Here is a 24,620-nt window from a genome sequence, read left to right on the forward strand (position 1 = left end):
GATCGCCCGCGCAAGAAAGCGCCGGTTTTCCGCGGCCCCCGGACCGGCCCCCGGACCTCCGTGGCCGGTTCCGGACGGAACCCGCCGGGGTCCGCCCGTGCCGGTCCCGGTCGGAGCGACCGGGGCCGGCACGGGCGGACCGCTCCCCCGCTCCGTCCTCAGAACAGCGCGGAGGTGAGCTTGCGCCGGGCCGCGCCCACACGCGGGTCGCCCGGGGGCAGCAGGTCGAACAGCCCCAGCAGGTGCTGGCGCGCCCGGTCGCGGTCCTTGTCGCGCGTCGCCCTGACCGTGGCGACGAGGCGGTCGAAGGCGTCCTCGAACTTGCCTCCGTACATGTCGATGTCGGCCGCGGTGGTCTGCGCGTCCACGTCCGCCGGGTCGGCGTCGGCGGCCGCACGGGCGGCGTCCGGGTCGACGTCCTGGAGGCGCCCCACCAGGCGCACCTGGGCGAGCTTGCTCCTGGACTCGGTGTCGCCCGGGTCGGCCTCGACGGCCTTGGCGTAGACGGCCGCGGCGGCGTCGAAGTCGCCCCGGTCCAGGGCCTCCTGGGCCTCGGCGTCCACCGGGCGGCCCTGGGGCGCCTCCGGCTGCGCGCCGGCGGCGTCCTCGGGCCCCGGCTCCCCCGCGAGGGTTCCGGGGTGGCCCGGGGGCAGCGCGCCCTGCTCCTGGAGGGCGGCGAACGCCTCGGTGAGCCAGCCGGTGAGCTGCTCCTCGGTCGCCGGGCCCGCCGGGCCGGGCAGGAGCTGCCCCTGGACGGCCACGATGATCATCGGGGCCGTGGGCACCCGGAGGGCCTGGACCAGCTGAGGGCTCGCGTCGCTGTCGACCTTGGCGAGGAACCAGTTCCCGCCGGAGGCCGCCGAGAGCTTGTCCAGGACGTCCTCGAACTGCTTGGACTGGTCGGACCAGCCGGCGAGGACGGCCAGCACGACGGGAGCGGTCATGGACCGCTCGAGGACCTGGGCCTGGAAGGAGGACTCGTCGACGTCGAAGGCGTAGGGGTTGGATCGACCCGCCGACTCCGCCGCACGCTGTTTGGCCTCGCGTTCCATGGCCGCCTTGCGCGCGCCGAGGTCAACGGCACTGTTCGGTGAAAAGTCCGAAGGCTGCATGCTTCCATCCTGCCGTATCCGCGGGGAGGGCGTGGACCGCCCGCGAAGGGGCCGGGCCGTGTTCGGCCGAACACGGCCCGGGGGCGGGCCTCCCCTCCTGCCCCCGCGTGACGAACGACGGGCCCCGCCGGAGGGTTCCGGCGGGGCCCGTGCGGATCGTGGGAGCCCGGTCTCAGAAGCGCGGGTCCTCGGTGTAGGTCCCGAACTCCTCCCCCATCGTCGCGCAGATCTCGCCCATCGTGGCCTCGGCCCGGGCGGCGTCCATGATGAGGGGGATCAGGTTGCGGTCGTCCGCGCGGACCCCCTCCAGGAGGGCTGCCAGCGCCGCGTCCACGGCGGCGCCGTCGCGGCGCGACCGGCGCTCGGCCAGCTCGCGCTTCTGCTCGTGCTCCACCTCGTGGCTGATCCGGAGGATGTCCAGTTCGCCGGAGACGGTGCCGGTGTGGCAGTTGACCCCCACGATCCGCTTGTCGCCCTTCTCCAGGGCCTGCTGGTACTGGAAGGCCGACTCGGCGATCTCCGAGCTGAAGTAGCCGTTCTCGATCCCGGCGAGGATGCCGGAGGTCATCGGGCCGATCGCGTGCTCGGCCCCCTCCCCGCCGCCCATCCGCAGGATCTCCGCGAAGATCCGCTCCGCCTCGGCCTCCAGCTCGTCGGTGAGCGCCTCCAGGTACCAGGAGCCGCCGAGCGGGTCGGCCACGTTGACGACTCCCGTCTCCTCCATGAGCACCTGCTGGGTGCGGAGGGCGATCTCGGCGGACTGCTCGGTCGGCAGCGCCAGGGTCTCGTCCAGGGCGTTGGTGTGCAGGGAGTTCGTGCCGCCGAGCACCGCGGCGAGGGCCTCGACCGCGGTCCGGACCACGTTGTTGTAGGGCTGCTGGGCCGTGAGGGAGACGCCGGCCGTCTGGGTGTGGAACCGCAGCCACTGGGCCTTCTCCGTGCGGGCGCCGTAGACGTCCCTGAGGCGGCGCGCCCAGATGCGCCGGGCGGCCCGGAACTTGGCGATCTCCTCGAAGAAGTCGATGTGCGCGTCGAAGAAGAACGACAGCCCGGGCGCGAACGCGTCCACGTCCAGCCCCCGCGAGAGGCCGAGCTCGACGTAGCCGAAGCCGTCGGCGAGCGTGTAGGCGAGCTCCTGCCCGGCCGTGGCCCCGGCCTCGCGGATGTGGTAGCCCGACACCGACAGCGGTTTGTACGCGGGGATGTGCTCCGCGCAGTACTCCATGAGGTCGCCGATGAGCCGCAGCTGGGGCTCCGGCGGGTACAGCCACTCCTTCTGGGCGATGTACTCCTTGAAGATGTCGGTCTGGAGCGTGCCGTTCAGGGTGCGGGTGTCGACGCCCTGGCGCTCGGCGGCGACCAGGTACATGCAGAACGCCGGGACGGCGGGGCCGCTGATGGTCATCGAGGTCGTGGTGGCGCCGAGGGGGATGCCGTCGAAGAGCAGGTCCATGTCGGCCACGGAGTCGATCGCCACCCCGCAGTGGCCGACCTCTCCCAGGGCGTGGGGGGAGTCCGAGTCGTGGCCCATGAGGGTGGGCATGTCGAACGCGACCGAGAGCCCGCCGCCGCCGGAGGCCAGGATCATCTTGTAGCGCTCGTTGGTCTGGCGGGCGTTGCCGAAGCCGGCGAACTGGCGGATGGTCCACGCCCGCCCCCGGTAGCCCGTGGAGTGGAGTCCGCGCGTGAAGGGGAACTCGCCGGGCCAGCCGACGCGCTCGAAGCCGGGCACCTCGGCCCCGGGCGCGGGCCCGTAGACCGGCTGCAGGGGGCGCCCGGACAGGGACGTGAAGTCGGCGTCGCGTGTGCGCGCGGAGTCGTAGCGGCGCTGCCAGCGCTCGCGCCCGGCCTCGATCTCCTCGGCCCCGCCGCCGTCGGTGGGGTCGCTCGTGGTGTTCGCCATGACGAAATAGTAGGACGTCCAACTAAATATGTACAGGGACGAGACCTGCGGCGCCCCGCCCGGAGCGGGCGGTTCAGCGACCCTCGGCGGCCCCGGACACGGGTTCGGGGAAGTCGCCGAAGTCCACCCTGAGCTTGGTGAACGTCTCGTGCATGCGCCACAGCTCCTCGTCGGAGTAGCAGCCCAGCCCGAAGTCCATGCCCAGCAGCGCCCGGGTCGCCTCCTCGGTGACGGCGCGCCCGGTGTCGGTGATGTCGGCCAGCACGCCGCGGCCGTCGCTCGGGTTGGGGCGGCGGCGCACGAAGCCCTGCCCCTCCAACCGGTCGATGGTGTTGGTGACGCTGGTCGGGTGCACCATCAGGCGCTCACCGATCTTGCCCAGGGGCAGGGAACCGGAGGCGCTGAACGTGAGCAGGACGAGGGCCTCGTAGCGGGCGAAGGTCAGACCGAACGGCTTGAGTGCGCCGTCCAGCTCGCCGATCAGGATCTGCTGCGCGCGCATGACCGAGGTGACCGCCGCCATCGCGGGCGAGGCACCCCATCTGCGCGTCCAGTTGTCGTGTGCGCGCTCGATCGGGTCGAACGGAAGATTCAACGGGTTTCCCACGCCGTCACTCTAGGGCGTACCCGGAGGGCGCCGTCCGCCACGAGGGAAGACCACCCGCCGTAGCATTCGCACGACGCGGAGTCAATGACTTCCGGTGGCCACAAGGGGACACGGGCACCCCAGGAGGCCGGTCCACCCCTCCAACTCGGAAAACCCGAAACCACGGCGGATGGTCTCCAGAAAGTTCACGGGAGGCCGTTGACGCCACCCGTAATTATTAGTTAAGTTTCCTAAAAATTTATCCCCCCACGTCAGAGGCACCGGAACGTTTTCCAGGACCTCACTTCGCTCGTGGACCACCCCTGCCGGAAGACCGCGCAGGCGCCCTCCGACCGACCGGCCGCAGCCCATCCCACCCGCTCCGCGGTGCGACGGTCATCCCCCGCCCCCAGCTCATGACCAGGAGATCTCCCGACGTGAGAGCACGACGTTCCGGCACCCTGCTCGCGGCCCTCGCCGCAGCAGTGCTGGCCGCCCCACTGGCGGCGGCACCTTCCACCGCCGCCGCAGAGGAGGCCGACGCCTCCGACCTCACGGTCACCTACGTCGAGTCCGCCCGCTGGAACACCGGCTACACCGGTGAGATCACCGTCCACAACGCCTCGGACACCCCCGTGAGCGACTGGACCGTCGAGTTCGCGCTGCCCGACGGCAGCCGCATCCACGAACTGTGGAACGCGAGCCTGGCGGGCACGGCCGAGGGCTACACGATCACCCCGCCGCGCTGGGGCGCCACCGTCCCCGCCGACGGCGAGTACTCCTTCGGCTTCAACGGCCTGCACGCCGACGGAGGCACCGACCCCGTCGGCTGCCTCGTCAACGGCTCACCCTGCTCCGGCGGCGAAGGCCCCTCCCACGACAGCTACTCCGTCGCCTACTTCACCCAGTGGGGACCGAGGGAACGCGACTACCACGTCCGCGACCTCGTCGACAGCGGCAGTGCCGAGAAGCTCACGCACGTCCAGTACGCCTTCGGCAACGTCAGCGCCGAGGGCGAGTGCGTCATGACCGACGAGGAGGGCCAGGGCGACGCCCTCGCCGACTACGGCCACCCCGTCCCCGCCGACCAGAGCGTCGACGGCGTCGCCGACGACCCCTCCCAGCCGCTGCGCGGCAACTTCAACCAGATCCTCGAGCTCAAGGAGCAGTACCCCGAGCTGGCCGTCAGCATCTCCCTCGGCGGCTGGGAGTGGTCGCGCCACTTCTCCGACGCCGCGCTGACCGCGGAGTCCCGCGAGAAGCTCGTCAGCTCCTGCATCGACCTCTACCTCCGGGGCGACCTCCCCGAGCTCAACGGCGCGGGCGGCGAGGGCGCCGCCGCGGGCGTCTTCGACGGCATCGACCTCGACTGGGAGTGGCCCGGCTCCGACGGCAACCCGCACAACGTCGTCCGCCCCGAGGACAAGGAGAACTTCACCGCCCTCGTGCAGGAGTTCCGCGACCAGATGGACGAGCTCGGCGCCGAGGACGACCGCCACTACGAGCTGACCGCCTTCCTGCCCGCCGGCGGCTGGCGCCTGGACGCCGGCTTCGAGCTGGACGAGCTGATGCCGAACTTCGACTTCGTCACCGTCCAGGGCTACGACTACCACGGCACCTGGGAGTCGGTCACCAACCACCAGTCCAACCTCGTCACCGACGCCCGCGACCCCGAGCCGGTCATCTCCGCCGAGCTCATCCACCAGGCCTACATCGACCGCGGGGTCGACCCGGCCAAGCTGGTCCTGGGCATCCCCTTCTACGGGCAGGGTTGGACCGGCGTGGAGCCCGGCCCCGACGGCGACGGCCTCTTCCAGCCCGCGACCGGCCCCGCGCAGGGCACCCACGGCACGGGCACCGAGGACTGGAAGGTCCTCCGCGGACTCACCGACGAGGGCTACGAGCTGTACCGCAACGACGAGGCCGGGACGGCCTGGCTCTACGACGGCCGGACCCTCTGGACCTACGACGACGAGACCGCGGTCGCCCAGAAGACCGACTGGGCCCAGGCCCAGGGCATGGGCGGCGTGATGATCTGGTCCATCGACGGCGACGACGCCGAGGGCAGCCTCATGGCGGCCATCGACGCGGCGCTGGCCGACTGACCCCTCGAACCCCCGGTCCGGCGTCCCCGGACCGGGACCGGGCGGCGTCGGTGCTCTGATCCGGGGAGCACCGCCGCCACGGCCGGCGCGGACCGATGTGCGACGGTCCGCGCCGGCCCCTCCCCCACCCCTCCTCCACCCCACGGGAGGACCCGCCATGCCCCTGCCACGCACACGCCACCGCTCACGCGCACCCCCGCCCCGGTCCCTGTCAGCTCCGATCACCGCACTCCCTGGGCGCACACCCCCGGCCGAGCGCCGCCCGAGACACTCCCACGGCGAACGGCACCCCCCACACCGCTCACGCTCCAGGAGCAACCAGTGAGAGCACGACGACTCAGGAACCGCCTCGCGGCACTCGTGGCCGCCGTCATCGCCGTCCCCCTCGCCCTGTCCGCCACCCCCGCCGCCGCGAACACCGCCGGCGTCACGGTCACCTACGTGGAGACCAGCCGCTGGGAGACCGGCTACGGCGGACAGATCACCATCTCCAACACGTCCGACACCCGCCTGACCGACTGGTCCGTCGAGTTCGGGCTCCCCTCCGGCACCGCCATCACGTCCCTGTGGAACGCCACCCTGGCCCGGTCCGGCGGGACCCACACCCTCACCCCGCCCTCCTGGGGCGCCGACGTCCCGGCCGGCGGCAGCTACTCCATCGGGTTCAACGGCACCCACAGCGGCGGCGACACCGCCCCCGTGAACTGCCTGATCAACGGCAACAGCTGCTCCGGCGAGCCCGGCGCGCCCGACACCGAGCCGCCCACCGCCCCGGCGGGGCTGACCGTCACCGGCACCACCTCCACCACCGTGACCCTGGGATGGCAGGCGGCGACGGACGACGTCGCCGTCACGGGCTACGAGGTCCTCTCCGGCGGACAGGTCGTCCGCGCCGTCACGACCGAATCCGCGACCGTCACCGGGCTGGCGCCCGCGACACAGCACTCGTTCACGGTGCGCGCCTACGACAGCTCCAACAACCGGGGGCCGGAGACCGCGGCCGTGACGGCCACCACCGACGCCGGGGGCGGTCCCACCGATCCTCCCCAGGAGCGCCGCGTCGCCTACTTCACCCAGTGGGGGATCTACGACCGGGGCTACCTCGTCCGGAACCTGGAGACCTCCGGCACCGCCGAGAAGCTGACCCACATCAACTACGCGTTCGGCAACATCAACGCCAACGGCGAGTGCTTCATGGCCAACCAGCTGGGCCAGGGCGACGCCTGGGCCGACTACGGGCGCTCCTTCACCGCCGACCAGAGCGTCGACGGCGTGGCCGACACCTGGAACCAGTCCCTGCGCGGCAACTTCAACCAGATCCTCAAGCTCAAGGAGATGTACCCCGACCTGAAGGTCAACATCTCCCTCGGCGGCTGGACCTGGTCCGAGCACTTCTCCGACGCCGCCCTGACCCCCGCGTCCCGGGAGCGCATGGTCTCGTCCTGCATCGACCAGTTCCTGCGCGGCAACCTGCCGCTCTTCGACGGCGCGGGCGGCCCCGGCTCCGCCGAGGGCGTCTTCGACGGCATCGACCTCGACTGGGAGTGGCCCGGCTCGGCCGGGCACGAGCACAACACCATCCGCCCTGAGGACAAGGAGAACTTCACCGCCCTCGTCTCGGAGTTCCGCACCCAGCTGGACGCCCTCACCGCCGAGACCGGCCGTCCCTACGAGCTGACCTCCTTCATGCCGGCCGACCCCAGGAAGATCGACCTCGGCTTCGAGATGCAGCCGCTCATGGCCGATTTCGACTTCATCACCGTCCAGGGGTACGACTACCACGGCGCCTGGGAGAACACCGCCAACCACCAGTCGAACCTCGTGACCGACGCCGCCGACCCCGGCCCCGACGTCTACTCCACGCAGACCACGGTCCAGGCGTACCTCGACCGCGGCGTCGACCCGGCCGACATGGTCCTCGGCGTCCCCTTCTACGGCCGCGGATGGACCGGGGTCTCCCCCGGGCCGAACGGCGACGGGCTCTTCCAGCCCGCCACCGGAGCAGCCCCCGGCCGCTACGAGGCGGGGATCCAGGACTGGAAGCTGCTCAAGGACCTGACCGGCTACCAGCTGCACCGTGACGACGCGTCCGGGACGGCCTGGCTCTACAACGGCTCCACCTTCTGGAACTACGACGACGAGATCTCCATGGCCCAGAAGACCGACTGGGCCCAGGCCAACGGCCTCGGCGGAGTGATGATCTGGTCCGTCGACGGCGACGACGCGAACGGCAGCCTCATGAACGCCATCGACACGGCGCTGGCCGACTGACCCCGGCCGACACCGGACCCGACAGGGCCCGCCCCCCGGCCGGGGCCGGGCGGGGCCGCCGCGGACAGCCGTCCGCGGCGGCCCCGTCGCCGCCCCCGGGTCGGCGCCCCACCGACGCCGCCCGGCCGCGGAGGCCGCGCCCGGCCGTGTCGGACGGCCCCGACCGCCGCACGGCGGGGCGGGCACCCCCGCACGCCCTACGCCCCGAGCTCCTCCAACAGCACCTCGGCAGCGGCGTACGGGTCGCTCCGCCCCTCGGCCACCTCCCGGGCGAGCGCGTCCAAGCCGGTCTCCTCCCCGAGGCCGCCCAGACGGGAGCGCAGGCGCTCCAGCACGATCGCCTGGACCTCGTCCCTCGCCCGGGCCCGGCGGCGCACGGCCAGCCCGCCGGTCGCCTCCAGGTGGGCGAAGTGCTCCTCCACCCGCTCCCACAGCTCGGCGACGCCCTCGTCCTCCGCCGCGACGGTCATGACGATCGGCGGCTTCCACTCGTCGTCGGCGCGGTCCTTCATCGCGACCATCTGGCGCAGCTCGCGCAGGGTCACCCTCGCCCCGTCCCGGTCCGCCTTGTTCACGGCGAACACGTCGGCCACCTCCAGCACGCCGGCCTTCGCCGCCTGCACCGCGTCCCCCATGCCGGGCGCGGACAGCACCACGGTCGTGTCGGCCCGGCCCGCGATCTCCACCTCGGCCTGGCCCACGCCCACCGTCTCGACCAGGATCACGTCGAACCCGGCGGCGTCCAGCACCCGCAGCGCGTGGGGGGTGGCCCAGGACAGCCCGCCCAGGTGTCCCCTGTTGGCCATGGAGCGGATGTAGACGCCCGGGTCGGTGGCGTGCTCCTGCATCCGCACGCGGTCGCCGAGCAGTGCGCCCCCCGTGAACGGGGACGAGGGGTCCACCGCCAGGACGGCCACGGTCAGGCCCTTGGCCCGCACGGCGCGCACGACGGCGTTCGTGGTCGTGGACTTGCCCACGCCCGGCGAGCCGGTGAAACCGACCACCCTCGCGCGCCCGGTGCCGGGGGCCAGGCCCGCCATGATCGCGCTCAGTTCCTCGGCGCCGTTCTCGACGAGGGTGATCGCGCGGGCCAGGGCCCGGCGGTCACCTCCCCGGACCCGTTCGACCAGATGGGGGGCGTGCATGGGACTCCTAGGTGTCGGCAGGAGCAGGACGGGGCGAGGGCTCGTGGCCCCCGCCCCGCCGCTGTCGGGTGCGTCGCGCGCTCCGGGGCTCCCCCGGGCGCGGTGTGTCTTCGGAACAGTGTCTTCGGATGCGCCGCCCCCGCCGGGATCCGCCACGCGGGCGGCCGGGGGTCGCCCGGGACCGCGCGCGGGCCGGGGCGGGCGTCCGGCCCCTGTGGCGCACGGGGCGCACGGGGCCGGGCGCGCTACTCGGCGGGAACCGTGAACAGCAGGGCGTCGCCCTGGCCGCCGCCCCCGCACAGGGCCGCGGCGCCGAACCCGCCTCCGCGGCGGCGCAGCTCGTTGACCAGGTGCAGCGCGATGCGGGCCCCGGAGGCGCCGATCGGGTGGCCGATCGCGATCGCGCCGCCGTTCACGTTGACGATGTCCTCGGAGACGCCCAGGTCCCTGATGGACTGCAGGCCCACCGCGGCGAACGCCTCGTTGATCTCGATCAGGTCCAGCTCCTCCACGGACCTCCCGGCCTTGGCCAGCGCGTGCCGGATCGCGTTGGACGGCTGGGAGTGCAGCGAGTTGTCCGGGCCCGCGACGTTCCCGTGGGCGCCGATCTCGGCGAGGACCGGGACGCCCAGCTCCTCCGCCCTGGCCCGGCTCATCACGACCACCGCGGCGGCGCCGTCGGAGATCTGGGACGACGAGCCCGCAGTGATGGTGCCCTCGCTGTCGAAGGCCGGGCGCAGCTTGCCCAGCCCCTCCGCCGTGGTGCCGGGCCGCACGCCCTCGTCGGCGGCGAACACGACCGGGTCGCCCTTGCGCTGGGGGATCTCCACGGGGACGATCTCCGCGTCGAAGTACCCCGCCTCCGCCGCTGCGGCGGCCCGCTGGTGCGAGCGGGCCGAGAACTCGTCCTGCTCGCGGCGGCCGATGCCGAGCTTGGCGTTGTGCCGCTCCGTGGAGGCGCCCATGGAGTCGCCCTCGAAGGCGTCGGTCAGACCGTCGTGCGCGGTCGCGTCCAGGACCTCGATCGACCCGTACTTGTAGCCCTTGCGGGACTTGGGGAGCAGGTGCGGGGCGTTGGTCATGGACTCCATGCCCCCGGCCACCACCACGTCGAACTCGCCCGCGGAGATGAGCTGGTCCGCGAGGGCGATCGCGTCGAGGCCCGACAGGCAGACCTTGTTGATCGTCACCGACGGCACGCTCATGGGGATGCCCGCCTTGACGGCGGCCTGGCGCGACGGGATCTGCCCGGCGCCGGCCTGGAGCACCTGTCCCATGACCACGTATCCGACCTGTTCGCCGCTGATGCCCGCGCGTTCCAGGGCGGCCTTGACGGCGAAGCCGCCGAGATCGGCGGCGGAGAACCCGGCGAGGGAGCCGAGGAGTCTGCCGGTGGGGGTACGCGCCCCACCGACGATGACGGAACCGGGCATCGTAACTGGCCTCCAAGTGATGGGTGACGCACCTGGTCTGCAACGATACCCACACCGCCGTCCTCGACCCTCGGGAGGTTCACGACATGGGCGAAGCACCCGGCCCGGCCAGCGCGTTCCCCGGCCTCACCCGCCTCGACCACGTGGGGATCGCGTGCCGCGACCTCGACGCGTCCATCGCGTTCTACAGGAGGACCTACGGCTTCGAGGTGGAGCACGAGGAGGTGAACGAGGAACAGGGCGTCCGCGAGGCCATGCTCCGGATCAACGGCACGGACGACGGGGGCGCCACGTATCTGCAACTGCTCGAACCCACCCGCGACGACTCCCCGGTCGCGAAGTTCCTGGAACGCAACGGCGAGGGGGTGCACCACATCGCCTTCGGCACGTCCGACGTCGCGCGGAGCGCCGAGGGGATCGGCGCACGCGGGGTGCGTGTGCTGAACCCCGAGCCCCGCACCGGGACGGCCGGGTCCAGGATCGTCTTCCTCCATCCGAAGGACAACGGGGGCGTGCTCACGGAGTTGGTGCAAACCGCGCACTGACGCGGACGCGATTCCGAAACGACGTCACAAGGGCGTTCCGGACACATCACATCTTGAGTTCCAGCCGCACGGCTGACCTCAGACCCCGGCGGAAGTTACACGAAACCCTCTTCCCAGGGGTTCCACGCTTGATAAAGTCGGCTAGCTGCCGGATGTGTTTTCCGGAGCTGGTCCATGTCTTGCAGTCCGGTGGTCGAGCCGGGTGGGCCGTCACACCGTGCCGCCGTGTCGTGATGGCATGGCGTACGCGGACGACATCGGAGGCGGTCAGGGGCTGCCGGCCCGCCGCACCGGTCCACCGCCCCCCGGTTCGCGCACCCCCTCCGGACACGCCCGTCCACCGGGGACGGCGCCACCGCCCCCATGCCGTCCCCGGTCCGTTTGCAAGTTAGCCGTCTCGCACCCGTTCAGGATTCCGCCACATGCCGTCAAACAACATTGACACCCAGCTCAACAACATCTTCGACGAAGACAACACCCCGCCCGAATTCGACGTGGTGCTGCGTGGCTATGACCGCACCCAGGTGACGGACTACCTGGACGGCCTGCGCAACGAGGTCAAGCAGAACAGCAAGCAGATCGAGAAGTTCAAGGCCGAGCTCACCTCCAAGAACCGTCAGCTCCAGGAGCGGGAGCGCCCCTCCTACTCCGGCCTGGGCTCGCGGATCGAGGAGCTGCTGCGCCTCGCGGAGGAGCAGGCCAACGAGCTGGTCCAGAGCGCGCAGATCGACGCCAACGACATCCGCTCGGCCGCCAAGATCGAGGCCGCGGAAATGCGCGCGGCCGCCGAGTCCGAGGCCACCGAGGTCCGGACCCTCGCCCAGCGCGAGGCCGACGAGCTGCGGCAGACCGCCGAGGCCGAGGCCGAGGAGATCAGCACCACGGCCCGCCGCGAGGCCGACGAGCTGGCCTCCACCACCGAGCGCGAGGTCCAGAAGAAGCGCTCCGCGGTCGACCACGAGATCGCCGAGAAGCGCGCCACCTTCGAGGGCGAGATCGCCAAGCTGCGCACGACCACCGAGCGCGAGTGCGCCCAGGCCCGTGCCGCCGCCAAGCGCGAGCGCGACGAGACCATCCAGTCGGCCAAGAGCCAGGCCGAGGAGCTGCGCAAGAACGCCGAGCGCGCGTTCGCCGAGTCCGAGGCCCGCCGCACCGAGACCGAGGACCAGTTCGAGCTCCAGCTGGCCGACCGCCGCGCCGAGGCCGAGCGCCAGGACGCCGAGCGCCTGGCGGCCGCCCAGGCCGCCACCCAGAAGATGGTCAACGAGGCGGAGGAGCGGGCCTCCAGCGCCGAGCAGCGCGCCACCAAGGCGAGCCAGCAGGCGGAGCAGACCCGCCGCGACGCCGAGAACCACGCCAAGCAGCTGGTCGGCAACGCCAAGAAGAACGCCTCGCAGATCGAGGCCGAGGCCAAGTCGAAGTCGGAGCACCAGCTCAGCGACGCCAAGGCCGAGGCCAACCGGATCATGACGGCCGCCCGCAAGGAGGTCGACGAGCTCAACCGCCAGCGCGACAGCATCCAGTCGCACCTCCAGCAGCTGCGCCAGCTGCTCGGTGGCGGCGCCGCCCCGGCTCCGGCCCCGGTCGCCCCCGCCGCCCCGGCCCCCGCCGCGATCGCCCACCAGGAGCCCGCCGCGGCCGAGGAGACCAAGCAGCCGGCGCACTCCGGCAAGGGCGCCGACGACGAGGACTGGTGGCAGGAGTAGCGCCCAGGCCGCACCGCGGCCGCCGCGTCCCCGCCCCGGGCGGAGCCGGTGAGCGCATGGAAGGGCCCGCCTCCCCCCGGGGAGGCGGGCCCTTCGCCGTCGAAGGCCCGTGACCTGCCACGCGGCCGGCGGTGACGGCACGTTCCGCCCGTCCGTCCGGGCCCGCGCGGGCCGAGGCCGACGTGACCACCGGGGCCGGAGCAGCCGCAGGGGTCGATGTGACTCAAGAGGCCCCCGGGATCGAGAACGCCTCCACGGGGAGACGTACGACTCATCTCCCCCGCGGGGGTCCGCTCCTACGCGAGGGTGCGGACGTCCTTCTCGTAGGGGCCGTCCCACTCGGTCGGCAGCGGGTACGCCTCCGGGCTGACCCTTCTGACGATCTCGTCGAGCACCCGGCGCACGTACGGCTCGCCCACCCACAGGTGCTTGGCCCCGTCCACACCGATCACCTCGGCCTGCGTGAGCGGCTTGAACCGCTCCCTGGCCTCGGCCGGGCGCAGGTAGTCGTCGTGCTCGGGGACCAGGGCCACCACCGGCTTGCCGGTCTCGGCCCACGCCGCCATGTCGGACTCGTCGGCGCGGTGCAGCGGCGGGGACAGCAGGAGGGCGCCCCGCACCTGCGGGTCTGCGCCCCACTTGAGGGCCAGCTCGGTGCCGAAGGACCAGCCGAGCAGCCAGGGCTCGGGCAGGCCCTCGAACTCCGTGAACTCGATGGCCGCGACCACGTCGTGGCGCTCGGTCTCGCCCTCGCCGAACTCGCCCTGGCTGGTGCCGTGGCGCGACGTCGTGCCGCGCGTGTTGAACCGGAGCACCGCGACGCCGGCCAGTGCGGGGAGCCGGAACGACGCCTTGCGCAGGACATGGCTGTCCATCATGCCCTCGGCGGTGGGCAGCGGGTGCAGGCACACCAGCGTGGCCACCGGGGCCCGGTCCTCGGGCAGGGCCAGCTCACCGACCAGCTCCAGGCCGTCGGCGGTGTGCAGGGTGATGGGTCGTCTCACGGCGGGCAGCACCGTGGTGGCTCGAATCTCCATGGCTCCTCGTCTCCTGGGTGGGTGGGCGCCCCGCGCGGCGGGCCTGCCGACGCGGGCCCGCGGGAGGCGGACCGGGGCGGGGCGGGCCGGGGGCGGGTCCTCCGGGCGGCCGGGCTCAGCGGCGCGGGGCCCGGGGGGAGCGGTGCGAACGCCGGTCCCAGCAGGAGGAGTGCCAGTGGCGCCGGTCCCCGCCGTCGCCGTAGGGGCGCCAGGCCACCACGTGGGGCATGCCGGACGGGATCTCCTGCGCGCAGCCGGGGCACCGGTAGGCCTTGACGGCGGACGCCCCGGGGATACGACGTGTGACCCACTCCCCGTCCGGGCCGGCCTCGCGGCGCTGCCCGCCGGTGACGCGCAGCATGAGTGCGTCCTCGTCGGGGACCCCACCGGAGGAGTCACGGCCCCGGGTGGGTTTGCGGCGGGGGGAGTTTCGTCGCGGGCTCACACCGTCAAGGGTAGGAGAGAAACGGCAGTGGCCGCCGTCACACCGGCGACGGCGGCCACTGCGTGAGCGGGCCCGGAGCGGATCAGCCGTGGCAGGCGCAGCCGCCGCCGTGGCCCTGCCCCTCCTCGGCGTCGGGCAGCTGGTCCATCAGGAGCGGTGCGGGCACCGCGATCGTGGTCAGGCTGTACTCGCCCATCGCCATCAGGGTGGTGACCACGGACTCCGCGCCGCGGTCCGCCAGGAGCTCGGTCGGACCCTTGGGGTAACCGCAGCCGAACCGCATCGCGGTGTCGACGTCCTTGGCCGAGGCGTAGCCGTCGCCGATCATGCGCAGGGCGTCGTCGATCTGCGGGGCGATGAGGATCTCCCCGAGGTCGAGGGTCTCCTCGTCCCGGATCATCTCGGCGTAGCGGCTCTCGGCCCGGGGCTCCGGCTCCTCGGAGCGGCCCTCGTGGAAGCCCAGGCCGGTCTTGCGGCCCAGCTGTCCCGCGGCGACCATGCGGCGCAGCAGCGGCGAGGCGGTGAAGCGCGGGTCGCGGTACTCCTCCCACAGGACGTCCATGACGGCGAGGCACACGTCCAGGCCGACCAGGTCGGCGAGGGCGAGCGGCCCCATGGGCAGGTCCGCGGCCTTCTTGGCGGCGGCGTCGATCTCCGCGCGGGTGGCGATCCCCCGCTCGTACAGGCGGACGGCGTCGTTGATGTAGGGCACGAGCAGCGCGTTGGCGACGAACCCGGCACGGTCCCCGACCGCCACGGGCGTCTTGCCGATGCGCTTGGCGACCTCGGTGACCACGTCGACGGTCTCTTCGCCGGTGGACACCGTGGTGATCACCTCGACCAGCTTCATGACCGGCGCCGGGTTGAAGAAGTGCAGACCGACGACCTTCTCGGGCCGTCCGGTGAGCGCCGCGATCTCGGTGACCGACAGGGACGACGTGTTGGTGGCCAGGATCGTCCCGGGCGGACAGATCCTGTCCAGGTCCGCGAAGACGTCCTTCTTGACGTCCATCCGCTCGGGGACGGCCTCGACGACGAAGTCCGCGTCGGCGAGATCCTCCCGCGAGGTGGTGAACGTCAGGCGGGCGTCGATCCCGGAGCGTTCCTCCTCGGTGAGTTTGCCCTTGCTGACCGCGCGCGAGAGGGACTTGTCCATGTGACTGCGGCCGCGGTCGACGGCGGCCTGGTCGATCTCGACCCCGATGACGTTGAACCCCGCGCGGGCGAACACCTCTGCGATGCCCGCGCCCATCGCGCCGAGTCCGACGACACCGACCTTGTCAAATTCCTGCACCATACGCCCAAGACTAAAGGGCGGGACCCCGTGGACGGCGCACGGGATGCCCCGGGCGGGCACTGCGTGCCGCGGGCGGCGCCGAAGCGCCGGCGCCGAGGCGCTCCCCGCCTCCGGCGCGCCGAGGCCGCGTCCGGCCCCGGACACGGGGAGGAGGGCCCCGGACCCGTCCGGGGCGGCCGCTCCCGGCGGGAGGGCGGTTCGGGTCCGCCCGCCCGCCGGAGGCGGTAACGTGGCGTTTCGTGCGTCTCGTCATCGCTCGGTGCAGCGTCGACTACGTCGGCCGGCTCACCGCACACCTGCCCATGGCTCCCCGGCTGATCCTCATCAAGGCCGACGGGAGCGTGTCCATCCACGCCGACGACCGGGCGTTCAAACCGCTGAACTGGATGAACCCGCCGTGCAAGCTCCGTGAGGAGACCGTCGAGGACGGGCCGGACCTGTGGACCGTCACCCACGGCAAGTCCGGCGAGAAGCTGGTGCTGACCGTCGAGGAGGTCATGCACGACACCTCCCACGAGCTCGGCAAGGACCCCGGCCTCCAGAAGGACGGCGTCGAGGCCCACCTCCAGGAACTGCTCGCCGAGCACATCACCACGCTGGGCGAGGGCTACACGCTCATCCGCCGCGAGTTCCCGACGGCGATCGGCCCGGTCGACATCCTGTGCCGCGACGCGGGCAACGCCACGGTGGCCGTCGAGCTGAAGCGCCGGGGCGACATCGACGGCGTCGAGCAGCTCACGCGCTACCTGGAACTGCTCAACCGGGATCCGCAGCTCGCCCCCGTGCGCGGCGTCTTCGCGGCTCAGGAGATCAAACCCCAGGCCCGCGTCCTGGCCGAGGACCGCGGCATCTCCTGCGTGGTGCTGGACTACGACGCGCTGCGCGGTATCGAGCCCGACGTCCTGCGCCTGTTCTGACCCCCTCCCGGCCGCCGCCCGCGGCGCCGGACCCCACCCGGCTCTCCGAGGCCCCCGGCGACACCCGCCGGGGGCCTCCGCCGTGCCCGCCCCGCCGCCGTCGTCCGATCGGAGGACCCCCGGCGGCCCGGCGGCCGATACCCCCGGCGGCCCCGTGCCGGAAGAGTCGGTCCCATGAGCGGAGAAGCGATCGAGGTACGCGGCCTCACCAAGAGATACGGGGACGACACAGCCGTGGCGGGCGTCGACCTGACCGTGCACCGCGGCGAGGTGTTCTCGTTCCTCGGCCCCAACGGCGCGGGGAAGTCCACCACCGTCGAGATCCTGGAGGGCTTCCGGCGCAGGGACGGGGGCTCCGTCCGCGTCCTCGGCGAGGACCCGGGCACGGCCGGGCGCGTGTGGCGGTCGCGGATCGGCGTCGTCTGGCAGCAGGAGACCCAGGTCCCCGCGCTCCCGGTACGCGACCTGGTCCGCCACTTCGCGGGCTACTACCCCGAGAGCCACGACCCCGACGAGGTGGTCGAGCGGGTCGGCCTGGCGGAGAAGGCCAAGGCGCTGCCCTCCTCCCTGTCCGGCGGACAGCGCCGCCGGCTGGACGTGGCCCTCGGCATCGTGGGCCGTCCCGAACTCCTGTTCCTGGACGAGCCCACCACGGGGTTCGACCCGCAGGCCAGGAGGGACTTCTGGTCCCTCGTCCGCGAGCTCGCCGACGGGGGGACCAGCATCGTGCTGACCACCCACTACCTGGAGGAGGCGGAGGAACTCGCCGACCGCGTGTGCGTGATCGCGCGCGGGAGGGTCCGGGCCCTGGGCGATCCCGCCACCCTGGGCGGACGGGCCTCCGCCCGGGCCACGGTGCACTGGACCGTCGAGGGGCGTCGGCGCGAGACCGTCACCGACGAGCCGGCCCGGGTCGTGGGCGAGCTGTCCGCGTGCTTCGACGGCGAGGTGCCGGGGCTGAGCGTGCACCGCCCCACCCTGGAGGAGACCTACCTGGAACTGATCGGACAGGACGGCGGCGCGGAGGCCGCCGGGAGGAGCACCGTATGAGCACCGACACCGCGCCGGCCCCCGGGCCCGCCCCCTCCGGACCGGGGCACGCCCGTCGGCTGCCCGGCGCCCTGCGGATCGGCCTGTCCCGGGGACGGGTCGAGATCCGGTCGTTCAGCCGGGAGTGGGAGAGCCTGGTCTTCACGTTCAGCCTGCCCGCGCTGATCCTGGTCCTGTTCGCGTCCGTCTTCGACGGCATGTTCGACATGGGCATGCCCGCCGTCGACCACTACCTGCCGGGCATGATCGCCATGGGCCTCATGTCGGTGAGCTTCCAGCTCCTGGGCACCGGCATCGCCGGTGAGCGCGAGAACGGCGGGCTGCGCCGCCTGCGCGGCACGCCGATGCCGCCGAGCGCCTACTTCATCGGCAAGACCGTGCTGGTGGCCTTCCTGTCGTTCGGCCAGACGGTCCTCCTGCTGGGCGTCGCCGTCCTGGGGTTCGGCGCGCGGCTGCCCTCCGACGCCGGGTCGTGGGCCACCCTGGCGTGGGTCCTCCTCCTCGGCACCGTCTCGTGCGCCCTCCTCGGGATCGCGGTCAGCTCACTGGCCCGGTCCGCACAGGCGGCCTCCGCCGTGGTGGTCGTGCCCTTCCTCGTCCTGCAGTTCACGTCGGGCGTCTTCGTGCCGGTCGTGGCCCTGCCCGACTGGGTGGTGGACGCGGCGGGCCTCTTCCCCCTCCTGTGGATGGCCCAGGGCATACGGGCCGGGTTCTTCCCCGAGGAGATGGCCGCGCTCGAGCCCGGCGGCTCCTGGGACCTCCCCCAGGTGGCCCTGGCCCTGGGCACGTGGTGTGTGGTGGGCTTGGTCCTGACACTGGTGACGTTCCGGTGGAAGACGCGGAGGGACGGGTGAGCGACGTGACCGAGGCTGTCGCCGATCGGGACCGGGGCGCGGACGGCGACGGGCGGCCCGCCGTCGGGAAGGACCCCGGTGCCGGCGAGCGGCACGCGTGGGACCTGGGCGGCTGGTGGGACCTGTACTTCACCGGCACGATGCTCGGTATGGTCCTGCTCGCCCTGGTGAGCGGCGATCCGGACGGGCGCTGGCTGCCCGCGTCCCTGACGGCGGGCGTCATCGCCGTCTACTACGCGTACGGCAAGAGGCTGCTCCTCCTGGACGGTTCCGACTGGGACCTGCCCCGCTCGCTGGTGCTGAGCGCGCTCCTCCTCCTGTGCATCCTGCCCGCGGTGTTCCTCAACCCGAACCTGACCTTCATGCTCATCGCCGTCGCCCCGCTCTGCTTCATGACGTGCGGGTCCGCGGTGGCCGTCCCCACGGTGGCGGTCGTCCTGCTGCTGCCGGGACCGGTACGGGGGCTGGCCGGCACGGAGGAGTGGAACACGGTCCTGGTCACCGCGCTGGTCCACGGCGCGATCGTCGGATACGCCCTGTGGTCCGGGCGGTGGTTCGAGCTGATCGTGGAGCAGAGCTACGAGCGGTCCGAATTGATCGCCGAGCTCCGCGAGAGCCGCTCCGAGGCGGTCAGGCTGTCGGAGGAGTCCGGTGCCATGGCAGAGCGCGAACGCCTCGCCCGCGAGATGCACGACACCCTGGCGCAGGGGCTGACCAGCATCGTCGCCCTCACCCAGGCGGTGGAGTCGGAGCTGGACTCCGATCCCGCGACCGCGCGCCGCCACCTGGCGCTGATGCGCGAGACCGCCGCGGAGAACCTGGCGGAGGCGCGGGCGATGGTGGCGGCGCGCCAGCCGGCGCCCTTCGCCGCCGGGGACCTGGAGGCGGTCCTGGCGAGGATCACCGCGCGACTCGGCGACGAACTCGCCGCCACCGCGCACTCCAGGGTGGAGGGCTCCCCGGCGCATCTCACCAACGACCTGCAGATCTGCCTGCTGCGCACCGCGCAGGAGGCACTGTCCAACGTGCGCAGGCACTCCGGGGCCCGCCGTGTCGAGGTGGTCCTGGGCTACACGGAGGCGTGCGTCGAACTGACCGTCTCCGACGACGGACGCGGATTCGTCCCCGGGGAGGTCTCCGCGGGCCGCGGTCTCGCCAACATGGGGCACCGGGCGGCGAGTGTGGGCGGGACCCTGGACGTCGAGGCCGCCCCCGGTTCCGGCACCACCGTCCGCATGTCCCTCCCGTCGGCGGGGGCCTCCGTCCCCGGCCGAACCCTCACCGCCCCCACTTCCCCTGAGACACACGAGGAGCGCATACCGTGATCCGCGTCCTGCTGGTCGACGACCACCCGGTGGTCCGCGAGGGGATCCGCGGCATGCTCGGCGCCGAGCCGGACCTCAGCGTGGTCGGCGACGCGGCCTCCGGACCCGAGGCCCTGGCCCTGGTCGCCGCGCTCTCCCCCGACGTCGTCCTCATGGACCTGCGCATGCCCGGCGGCGACGGGGTCTCGGCCACCGAGCGCATCACCGCCGACCACCCCGGCGCGCACGTCCTGGTGCTCACCACCTACGACACCGACGGCGACATCCTGCGGGCCGTCGAGGCGGGCGCCACCGGCTACCTGCTCAAGGACACCCCGCGCGCGGCCCTGGCCGACGCGGTCCGCGCCGCGGCCCGCGGGGAGACCGTGCTCACCGGCCGGGTCGCGGGCAAGCTCCTGTCCGGGATGCGGCAGCGGACCGCCCCTCCCGCGGCCGTCCTGTCACCCCGCGAGACGGAGGTGCTGCGCCTGGCCGCCGAGGGCCGGACCAACGCGGCCATCGGCCGCGCCCTGCACATCAGCCAGACGACGGTGAAGACCCACCTGGTGCGGGTGTACGACAAGCTCGGCGTGGGCGACCGCACGGCGGCCGTCTCCCGGGCGATCCGCCGCGGGCTGCTCCCGGACCGGTGACTCCCGGGGAGGGAGGGGCGCTTCAGGGTCGGCTCAGGGATCCTCCCGGATGGCACGCGCGTGCCGCCGGGGAAGAATCGTCATATGGTGGACCCGATGAACGACGCCAATCCCCCCGAGCACGGTCGGCTGCGCGCTTCCGACGCCGACCGCGACTCCGTCGCGCACCGCCTGCGCGAAGCCCTCGCCGAAGGCCGCCTGGACCCGGACGAGCACAGCGAACGCCTGGACGCGGTCTACCGCGCCAAGACCATCGGCGAGCTCGTCCCCCTCACGGAGGACCTGCCCGCGACCGACGGCGGCCCCTCCTCCCTGACCCCCGTCTCCGGCGACTTCCGCTCGCCCCGCCCGATCTACGGCAGCGGCCGGGTCACCCCCCGGGCGACCCCCACCAGTACCGCCGCCGTGGCCGTGATGGGCGGCTCCGACCGCGCCGGGGCGTGGGTGGTCCCCAAGAACTTCTTCGCGCTCGCCCTCATGGGCGGCGTCGAACTGGACCTGCGCGAGGCGCGGTTCGTCCACCGCGAGACCACGATCTGGACCGGCTGTGTGATGGCCGGGATCGAGATCAAGGTCCCCGACGACATCCAGGTCCGCGTCCACGGGCTGCCGATCATGGGGGGCTTCGGTACCGAGGGCGGCGATCCGCCGAGCGTGGTGGACCCGGACGCGCCGATCGTGCACATCCGCGGCCTCGCGGTCATGGCCGGCGTGGGCGTGGTCTACAAGCGGCGCAAGCACCAGCGCAAGCGCGACCGGGGCGACGAGGACTGAGCCGCGCCCCGGGGGCCGGCCGCTGGACGATCGGTCCCTCCGGGGCTCCGCCACGGGCACAGTGCGCACCGAACGCGTAAGTTGCGTGGCTGATTGTGGCAATCAGGCTTGTCACTCCTTGCCGGGAACACCGTTCCGGTGACAGGCTGCAGCGAAACTTCGCCCACCAGAGGTGTCCACCCCCCACGCCGCGGAGCGGTGGACCCCCGCACTCCGGAGGAAGACCGTTGCGCCCCACACACCGACGGGCCACGCTCGGCAGAGCGTCCGCCTTGGCATCCCCCTCCTCCCCCCGGCCCGGCGGGCGCACCGCCGCGGCGGGCCTCGCCGCCGTCCTCATGGCCTCCGGGGCCCTGGCGTCGGGCCCCGCCCACGCCGAGAGCGAGCCCGACCGCCTCGCCGACCTGGTCACCGCCGGCGCCGTCCGGGAGCACATGGAGAACCTGGACACCATCGCCGAGTACAACGGCGGCAACCGGGCGACGAACACCCCCGGATACGACGTCGCCGCCCTGTACGTGGAGGACCAGCTCGAACGCGCGGGGTACGAGACGTACCGGCACGAGTACGACTACGAGCTCTGGCGCGAGCAGTCGCCCTCCGTCCTGGCGCAGACCGCGCCCGGCGAGGCCGTCTACGAGGCCGATGTCGACTACGTCCCCATGAGCTACTCCGGCTCCGGGGACGTCACCGCCCCGGCCGTCGCCGTCAACGCGGACAGCACGGCGAGCGGGTGCTCCCCCGACGACTTCGCGGGCTTCCCCGAGGGCGCGGTCGCGATCACCGTGCGGGGCACCTGCCCCTTCTCCGAGAAGGTCCAGAACTCCGCCGACGCGGGCGCCTCCGCCGCCGTCGTGGTGAACAACGCGGACGAGGTCTTCCTCGGCACCATAGAGACCGTCTCCGCCATCCCGGCCGTGGGAGTGTCCGGGCTGACGGGCGCCGACCTGATCGCCGCCGACGGGCTCGAACTCCGGGTGAAGGTGGACGCCACCGTCTCCGCCGAGAGCTCCTACAGCGTCCTCGCCGAGACGGCGGAGGGCCGCGACGACAACGTCGTGGTCGTGGGCGCCCACCTCGACAGCGTCGAGGACGGCCCCGGCATCAACGACAACGGCAGCGGCACGGCGTTCGTGCTGGAGACCGCTATCCGCCTCGCCGAGCAGGCCGACCCGAACAACAAGGTCCGGTTCGCCTTCTGGGGCACCGAGGAGGAGGGCCTGGTCGGGTCGACCGAGTACGTGGCGGACCTGACGGAGCAGCAGCTGGAGGACATCGCCCTCTACCTCAACTTCGACATGATCGGCTCGCACAACTACGGCCGGTTCGTCCTCGACGGCGGCATGGAGCTGCCCGACTCCTCGGGAGCCCCCTCCGGGTCCGGGGCGATCGCCAAGGTCTTCGCGGACTACTTCGCCTCGCAGGACCAGGTGAGCGAGCCCGGCGTGCTGAGCGGGCGCAGCGACTACAGGGCCTTCATGGAGTCCGGCATCCCGTCCGGGGGGCTGTTCAGCGGCGCCGACGGCATCAAGAGCGAGGAGCAGGTCGAGTGGTACGGCGGCACCGCCGGTGAGGCCTTCGACCCGTACTACCACACGGCGGACGACACGATGGAGCACATCGACTGGGACTCGGTGGCGGAGCTGTCGGCCGCCGGCGCCCACGGCGTGGAGTTCTTCGCCGAGAGCACCCTTCCGGTCAACGGTGTGCTGAGGTCCTCCGCACCGGCCGAGCTGCCGCGCACGGGAGACGCCTGGCTCCGCTAGGCGGACGGGTCCGGGGTCCCCGCGGGGACTCCGGACCCCGGCGCCCCGGCCGGGGCGCCGCACATGGGGGCGGGCGGTGTGAACCCCCCGGTTTCACGCCGCCCGCCCCTCGCGGTGCCTCCCCCTGCGCGGCGGCCCCGGGTGGCCCCCTCTTCCCACCCGGGACTTGACGCGTAGAACACCACCGGAAACTACGTTGAGTAGCTCCCTCGTGTCTCAATGTATCAGTGAGGTGCATCACCTTCACCCCTTGATACTGAACAGTTATCCTCCGTGACGAACGGAGTGTGGGCGTCCCGCCCGCAGCCCGGGGCGGCGCTTCCGGTCGGCCCTCCCCGGCGGGCCCGCGGAGGCGGCGCCGGTGCGAGCGGGCCCGACCCGGCGCACCCGTGCCCGCCGACGGTTCCGCCGCCCGGACGGGCCGCGACCGGGGGACGTCGGCGCCGGAGCGGCGCGGGACCGCCGCACTAGGGTGGGGGCATGACCACACGGGACAAGGACAAGCCGGTCGTTCTGTCGAAGATCTACACGCGTACCGGCGACGCCGGTACGACGGCCCTCGGCGACATGAGCAGGACCGGCAAGAACGACACACGCCTCGTCGGCTACGCCGACACGGAGGAGGCCAACGCGGCCATCGGCGTCGCGCTGGCCCTGGGGGACGTCCCCGGGGACGTGCGCGCCCTGCTCGGCCGGGTGCAGAACGAACTGTTCGACCTGGGCGCCGACCTCTCCACGCCGATCGTGCCGGACCCGGAGTACCCGCCGCTGCGGGTCCTCCCCGAGTACGTCACCCGGTTGGAGGAGGCCTGCGACCACTACAACGCCGGTCTCCCCACCCTGCGCAGCTTCATCCTCCCCGGAGGCTCCCCCACCGTGGCGCTGATGCACACGGCGCGGATCGTGGTGCGCCGTGCGGAGCGCAGCGTGTGGGCCGCCGTCGAGGAGCACGGCGACACGGTCAACCCGCTCACCGCGCAGTACCTCAACCGGCTCTCCGACCTGCTGTTCATCCTCGGCCGGTACGTGGCGGACGAGGGCGACGAGGTGCTCTGGAAGCCCGGGGGCGAACGCTAGGACTGCTCCGCGGAGCGTTCCGGGCCCGCGGCGACCGGCGCAGGCGCCGAACCCGCCGACAGCACCCGCGGACCACGCACCGGCCCGTGTCCCGGCCGTCTCAGCACTCGGGCGGGAACTCCTCCTGCGGGACCGCCCCGGCGGCGGAGGCGCCGTCGGCCTCCGTGTACACCCCCTGCTCGGCGGCCAGCGCCCCGGTGGTGAAGGTGAGCGTCCCGATGTCGTGCTCGGCGGGCTCCCCGGGCTCCGCCTCGGCCGACCCCACGCCGAGGGTGTACTCCTCGTCCGGGGATTCCGGGCCCATCCTGTAGACGGCCCTGCCGTCCTCGTCGAGGATCTCCCAGTCCTCCCCCGGCGCGGCCAGGTCGACCTCCAGCTCGCTCCCCCCGAACTCGCGGGTGGCGACGAGGTGCAGGCTCCGGGACTCCCCCGCCAGGTCGATCTGGCGGGGCGGGTCGTCACCGCACCAGGTGACGATCACGACCGGGAACCGGTGCTGGGCGGTGAAGTGGCCCGTGGCCACAGCACCGACGTGGCCGCCGGACGGGTAGCAGCCGGCGAGCAGGGGCGCCAGGAGTAGCGGCGCGAACAGGACGCGGAATCGGGAAGTGGCCATGGAACCGCATACTGCCGTGTCCGA

At 72.7% G+C, this 24,620-nt stretch carries 21 protein-coding genes; 12 read left to right on the forward strand and 9 right to left on the reverse strand.

Annotation, left to right across the window (positions count from 1 at the left end):
* Positions 1 to 158 precede the first annotated feature (158 nt).
* From OUQ99_RS25465 to OUQ99_RS25475, 3 genes are all read right to left on the reverse strand, one after another.
* Positions 159 to 1,112, reverse strand: coding sequence for a tetratricopeptide repeat protein (locus OUQ99_RS25465; RefSeq protein ID WP_267946314.1), 954 nt, complete (start codon positions 1,110 to 1,112; stop codon positions 159 to 161).
* A gap of 172 nt (positions 1,113 to 1,284) precedes the next feature.
* Positions 1,285 to 3,015 (reverse strand): acyl-CoA mutase large subunit family protein, encoded by a 1,731-nt coding sequence (locus OUQ99_RS25470; protein WP_267946315.1) that lies wholly within the window; start codon positions 3,013 to 3,015, stop codon positions 1,285 to 1,287.
* Positions 3,016 to 3,088: 73 nt separating this feature from the next.
* Complete coding sequence (locus tag OUQ99_RS25475; protein WP_267950494.1) at positions 3,089 to 3,610, reverse strand: MarR family transcriptional regulator; 522 nt, start codon at positions 3,608 to 3,610, stop codon at positions 3,089 to 3,091.
* Positions 3,611 to 4,038: 428 nt separating this feature from the next.
* Here OUQ99_RS25475 and OUQ99_RS25480 point away from each other — a divergent pair, with 428 nt between their 5' ends.
* Both OUQ99_RS25480 and OUQ99_RS25485 read left to right on the forward strand, forming a co-directional pair.
* Positions 4,039 to 5,706, forward strand: a complete 1,668-nt coding sequence (locus OUQ99_RS25480) for a glycosyl hydrolase family 18 protein (protein ID WP_267946316.1) — start codon at positions 4,039 to 4,041, stop codon at positions 5,704 to 5,706.
* A 321-nt stretch (positions 5,707 to 6,027) separates the two neighbouring features.
* Positions 6,028 to 7,977, forward strand: a complete 1,950-nt coding sequence (locus tag OUQ99_RS25485) for a glycosyl hydrolase family 18 protein (protein WP_267946317.1) — start codon at positions 6,028 to 6,030, stop codon at positions 7,975 to 7,977.
* Positions 7,978 to 8,174: 197 nt separating this feature from the next.
* Here OUQ99_RS25485 and meaB read toward each other — a convergent pair whose 3' ends face one another.
* Both meaB and OUQ99_RS25495 read right to left on the reverse strand, forming a co-directional pair.
* Positions 8,175 to 9,122 (reverse strand): methylmalonyl Co-A mutase-associated GTPase MeaB, encoded by a 948-nt coding sequence (gene meaB, locus OUQ99_RS25490; RefSeq protein WP_267946318.1) that lies wholly within the window; start codon positions 9,120 to 9,122, stop codon positions 8,175 to 8,177.
* Between the two features lie 245 nt (positions 9,123 to 9,367).
* A complete protein-coding gene (locus tag OUQ99_RS25495) occupies positions 9,368 to 10,555 on the reverse strand; it encodes an acetyl-CoA C-acetyltransferase (protein ID WP_267946319.1) in 1,188 nt (395 codons plus the stop codon).
* Positions 10,556 to 10,641: 86 nt separating this feature from the next.
* Between OUQ99_RS25495 and mce the strand changes: the two genes are divergently transcribed.
* Entirely contained in the window at positions 10,642 to 11,100 is a 459-nt protein-coding gene (mce, locus tag OUQ99_RS25500; protein ID WP_267946320.1) for a methylmalonyl-CoA epimerase, read from the forward strand.
* 422 nt (positions 11,101 to 11,522) lie between these two features.
* Positions 11,523 to 12,806 carry a DivIVA domain-containing protein gene (locus tag OUQ99_RS25505; RefSeq protein WP_267946321.1) on the forward strand — a complete coding sequence of 428 codons (1,284 nt, stop codon included), beginning with the start codon at positions 11,523 to 11,525 and terminating at the stop codon, positions 12,804 to 12,806.
* A 296-nt stretch (positions 12,807 to 13,102) separates the two neighbouring features.
* Here OUQ99_RS25505 and OUQ99_RS25510 read toward each other — a convergent pair whose 3' ends face one another.
* The 3 genes from OUQ99_RS25510 to OUQ99_RS25520 all read right to left on the reverse strand — a co-directional run bounded on the left by OUQ99_RS25510 (position 13,103) and on the right by OUQ99_RS25520 (position 15,585).
* Positions 13,103 to 13,843 (reverse strand): alpha/beta hydrolase, encoded by a 741-nt coding sequence (locus OUQ99_RS25510; RefSeq protein ID WP_267946322.1) that lies wholly within the window; start codon positions 13,841 to 13,843, stop codon positions 13,103 to 13,105.
* 115 nt (positions 13,844 to 13,958) lie between these two features.
* On the reverse strand, positions 13,959 to 14,288 hold the full coding sequence (locus OUQ99_RS25515) for an ATP/GTP-binding protein (RefSeq protein ID WP_267946323.1): 330 nt from the start codon (positions 14,286 to 14,288) through the stop codon (positions 13,959 to 13,961).
* Between the two features lie 82 nt (positions 14,289 to 14,370).
* Complete coding sequence (locus tag OUQ99_RS25520; RefSeq protein ID WP_267946324.1) at positions 14,371 to 15,585, reverse strand: 3-hydroxyacyl-CoA dehydrogenase; 1,215 nt, start codon at positions 15,583 to 15,585, stop codon at positions 14,371 to 14,373.
* A gap of 239 nt (positions 15,586 to 15,824) precedes the next feature.
* Between OUQ99_RS25520 and nucS the strand changes: the two genes are divergently transcribed.
* The 8 genes from nucS (at position 15,825) to OUQ99_RS25560 (ending at position 23,980) form a co-directional block, all read left to right on the forward strand.
* Complete coding sequence (gene nucS / locus OUQ99_RS25525; RefSeq protein WP_267946325.1) at positions 15,825 to 16,502, forward strand: endonuclease NucS; 678 nt, start codon at positions 15,825 to 15,827, stop codon at positions 16,500 to 16,502.
* A 174-nt stretch (positions 16,503 to 16,676) separates the two neighbouring features.
* Positions 16,677 to 17,552 carry an ABC transporter ATP-binding protein gene (locus tag OUQ99_RS25530; RefSeq protein WP_267946326.1) on the forward strand — a complete coding sequence of 292 codons (876 nt, stop codon included), beginning with the start codon at positions 16,677 to 16,679 and terminating at the stop codon, positions 17,550 to 17,552.
* On the forward strand, positions 17,549 to 18,406 hold the full coding sequence (locus OUQ99_RS25535; RefSeq protein ID WP_267946327.1) for an ABC transporter permease: 858 nt from the start codon (positions 17,549 to 17,551) through the stop codon (positions 18,404 to 18,406). The genes OUQ99_RS25530 and OUQ99_RS25535 overlap by 4 nt, the downstream gene beginning before the upstream one ends.
* The gene (locus tag OUQ99_RS25540; RefSeq protein WP_267946328.1) at positions 18,403 to 19,731 is read left to right on the forward strand and encodes a sensor histidine kinase; all 1,329 of its coding nucleotides are present in this window, start codon (positions 18,403 to 18,405) and stop codon (positions 19,729 to 19,731) included. The genes OUQ99_RS25535 and OUQ99_RS25540 overlap by 4 nt, the downstream gene beginning before the upstream one ends.
* Positions 19,728 to 20,363 carry a response regulator transcription factor gene (locus OUQ99_RS25545; protein ID WP_267946329.1) on the forward strand — a complete coding sequence of 212 codons (636 nt, stop codon included), beginning with the start codon at positions 19,728 to 19,730 and terminating at the stop codon, positions 20,361 to 20,363. Before OUQ99_RS25540 ends, OUQ99_RS25545 begins: the two co-directional genes overlap by 4 nt.
* Before the next feature lie 84 nt (positions 20,364 to 20,447).
* Positions 20,448 to 21,137: a DUF1707 SHOCT-like domain-containing protein gene (locus OUQ99_RS25550; RefSeq protein ID WP_267946330.1), complete on the forward strand. Its 690-nt coding sequence runs from the start codon at positions 20,448 to 20,450 to the stop codon at positions 21,135 to 21,137.
* 338 nt (positions 21,138 to 21,475) lie between these two features.
* Positions 21,476 to 22,903: a M28 family peptidase gene (locus tag OUQ99_RS25555; protein ID WP_267950495.1), complete on the forward strand. Its 1,428-nt coding sequence runs from the start codon at positions 21,476 to 21,478 to the stop codon at positions 22,901 to 22,903.
* A gap of 480 nt (positions 22,904 to 23,383) precedes the next feature.
* Positions 23,384 to 23,980, forward strand: a complete 597-nt coding sequence (locus OUQ99_RS25560; RefSeq protein WP_267946331.1) for a cob(I)yrinic acid a,c-diamide adenosyltransferase — start codon at positions 23,384 to 23,386, stop codon at positions 23,978 to 23,980.
* A gap of 100 nt (positions 23,981 to 24,080) precedes the next feature.
* Here the strand turns inward: OUQ99_RS25560 and OUQ99_RS25565 are convergent, their stop codons facing one another.
* Entirely contained in the window at positions 24,081 to 24,596 is a 516-nt protein-coding gene (locus tag OUQ99_RS25565) for a hypothetical protein (protein WP_267946332.1), read from the reverse strand.
* Positions 24,597 to 24,620 lie beyond the last annotated feature (24 nt).

Origin of the sequence: Streptomonospora nanhaiensis (genome assembly GCF_026642255.1) — a bacterium.
GTDB classification, from domain to species: Bacteria; Actinomycetota; Actinomycetes; order Streptosporangiales; family Streptosporangiaceae; genus Nocardiopsis; species Nocardiopsis tropica.